At 66.0% G+C, this 2,620-nt stretch carries 2 protein-coding genes and 2 tRNA genes; 2 read left to right on the top strand and 2 right to left on the bottom strand.

All coding sequences use genetic code 11. From position 1 onward, the window contains the following. Together A9W96_RS27970 and A9W96_RS27965 are read left to right on the top strand one after the other, a co-directional pair. Positions 1-750: mycofactocin-coupled SDR family oxidoreductase (locus A9W96_RS27970; RefSeq protein WP_067144489.1), on the top strand; the 750-nt coding region annotated here is incomplete at its 5' end. Between the two features lie 280 nt (positions 751-1,030). Then, positions 1,031-2,407, top strand: a complete 1,377-nt coding sequence (locus A9W96_RS27965; RefSeq protein ID WP_067144490.1) for a TIGR00366 family protein — start codon at positions 1,031-1,033, stop codon at positions 2,405-2,407. 31 nt (positions 2,408-2,438) lie between these two features. On the opposite strand, the gene A9W96_RS27960 is transcribed toward A9W96_RS27965, so the two are convergent. Then, positions 2,439-2,515, bottom strand: a tRNA-Phe gene (locus tag A9W96_RS27960). A gap of 27 nt (positions 2,516-2,542) precedes the next feature. After that, positions 2,543-2,619 (bottom strand) — tRNA-Asp (locus A9W96_RS27955). Position 2,620 lies beyond the last annotated feature (1 nt).

Below are 2,620 nucleotides of genomic sequence, written 5' to 3'. Positions count from 1 at the left end.
GGCGCCGACATCATCGCCGTCGACATCTGCGCACCGATCAGCAGCAGCAGCGAGATCCCACCCTCGACGCCCGACGACCTGGCCGAGACCGCCGACCTGATCAAGGGCCTCGACCGGCGCATCGTGACCGCCGAGGTCGACGTGCGCGACTACGACGCCCTGAAGGCCGTGGTGGACAGCGGAGTCGAACAGCTCGGCCGCCTGGACATCATCTGCGCGAACGCCGGAATCGGCAACGGCGGACAGACTTTGGACAAGACCAGTGAAGACGACTGGCGAGACATGATCGACGTCAACCTCTCCGGCGTCTGGAAGACCGTCAAAACTGGTGTGCCGCATCTGATTTCGCAGGGCCAGGGTGGGTCGATCATTCTGACCAGCTCGGTCGGCGGCCTGAAGGCCTACCCGCACACCGGCCACTACATCGCCGCAAAACACGGCGTCGTCGGCTTGATGCGAGCCTTCGCCGTGGAACTCGGCCAGCACTTCATCCGGGTGAACTCCGTTCACCCGACCAACGTGAACACGCCGATGTTCATGAACGAGGGGACGATGAAGCTGTTCCGGCCGGATCTGGAGGCACCCGGCCCGGACGACCTCAAGGTCGCCGCGCAGTTCATGCACGTGCTGCCCGTCGGCTGGGTCGAGCCGGTGGACATCAGCAACGCGGTGCTGTTCCTGGCATCCGACGAATCGCGTTACATCACAGGGCTTCCGGTCACCGTCGACGCCGGAAGCATGCTCAAGTAGCTGCAGGCGCCGGCCGTCGTCTGCCCGGGCACGCCGTCGCCCCGGATCGCAACGTGGTGGCCACGGACAGTTCATAGCCACGACATCTGCCGTCAGGTTCAGACCTCATCGGTTCCGCCATTACGATCAGCCAATGCGCGCGGTCGAACGCGAGCTGGCCAGAGAACGCGAGGGCAGGTCGATGACGACGAGCGAAGAACCCAAGGCCGCAACCGAGGCACCCGAGGCCGAACGGCCAACCGCGTCAGGAGAAGAACCCGAACCCGGACGGCGCGGCGTCATCCAGGCTTTCACCGCGCTCTGTGTCCGATACGTCGAACGGCTGATGCCCGACCCCTACCTGTTCGCGGTCATCCTCACCGTCATCGTCGCCGCGCTGGTGGCGCTCTTGGTCAAGGGCGCCTCGGCGGGCGGCATGCTCAGGGCGTGGTACGGCGGCGTGTGGGGATCGCAGAACATCTTCACCTTCGCCTTCCAGATGGTCCTCATCCTGGTGACCGGCTACACGCTTGCCGAGGCGCCGGTGCTGAAACGGGCCATCGTCCACATCGCGAGCAAGCCGCGCAACCAGGTGCAGGGCGCCCTGCTCTGTTTCGGCGTGAGCGCCGCACTGTCGCTGCTGAACTGGGGGCTCGGGCTGGTCGCGGGCGCGCTGATCGCCCGCCAGGTCGCGAAGCGCTGCACCGACACACATTTCGGCTACCTCATCGCGGCGGCGTTCATGGGCTTCATCGTCTGGACGCAGGGACTGTCGTCGTCGATCGCGCTGGCGAACACGGACGACGGCAGCCCAATCAACGTCATTCACAAGATGACTGGGGCCACGGTGCCGCTCAAGCTGACGATCTTCGAGCCCTACAGCTGGCTGTCGGTGCTCGTCGTGCTGGCGCTGCTCGCGCTTGCGATCTGGCGCATGCAGCCAACGCAGCGCCTGGCGCCCGATCCCGCGGTGTTCGAGGAGGAGAGCCGGTCCGAGGCCAAGGCCGAGGGCAAGCGATCGTTCGCCGAATGGCTGGAAAACCAGTGGATTCTCAACGTCCTCGTGTTCGCCGCGGGCGTTGCCTACTTCTGCCTCAGCGGTTTTGCGCTGAACATCTCGTCGATGATCATGTTGTTCACGATCACCAGTGCGTTGCTGCACCGCACGCCGATCCGGTTCATCCGGGCCTTCACCGGCGCCGCCAAGGTATCCGGTCCGCTGTTGCTGCAGTACCCGCTCTACGGGGGTCTGGTTGCCCTGCTCGGGTATGCGCCCGCGCACGCCGGCGGCAAGGCCGTGCCCCTGCAGACGCTGCTGGCCCACGGGCTGGTGAGCGGCGCGACGCAGTACACGCTGCCGTTCCTGACCTTCATCGGCTCGCTGATCATCAGCCTGTTTGTGCCGTCCGGCGGCGGGCACTGGGCCGTGCAGGGCCCGATCGCGGTGGATTCGGCGCGGGCGGTCGGTCAGACCTCGCCGGCCTACCTCGGGCTGATGTCCATGGCGGTCGCCGTCGGCGAGGGGGTGGCGAACATGATCCAGCCGTTCTGGTTGCTGCCGCTGCTCGCGATCGCGAAACTGAATGTCCGGCAGGTGATGGGGTTCACGATCGTCGCGTTCCTGATCGGGCTGGTGGTGTTGGGTGCCACCACTCTGATTGCGCCCTACGTGGTTTGACGCCGCGCAACATCGAGAAGTCGCATATCCATGGTGGCCAGGGGCGGGATCGAACCGCCGACCTTCCGCTTTTCAGGCGGACGCTCGTACCGACTGAGCTACCTGGCCGGAAGGCAGCGAGTGCCTCGCCGCGCTTGGCGACCCTGACGGGACTCGAACCCGCGACCTCCGCCGTGACAGGGCGGCGCGCTAACCAACTGCGCCACAGGGCCT

The sequence above is a fragment of the Mycobacterium sp. 1245852.3 genome, assembly GCF_001669335.1.
GTDB classification, from domain to species: domain Bacteria; phylum Actinomycetota; class Actinomycetes; order Mycobacteriales; family Mycobacteriaceae; genus Mycobacterium; species Mycobacterium europaeum_A.
Note: the sequence above shows the minus strand (reverse complement) of the source record. Positions and strands in the feature narration are given on the sequence as shown.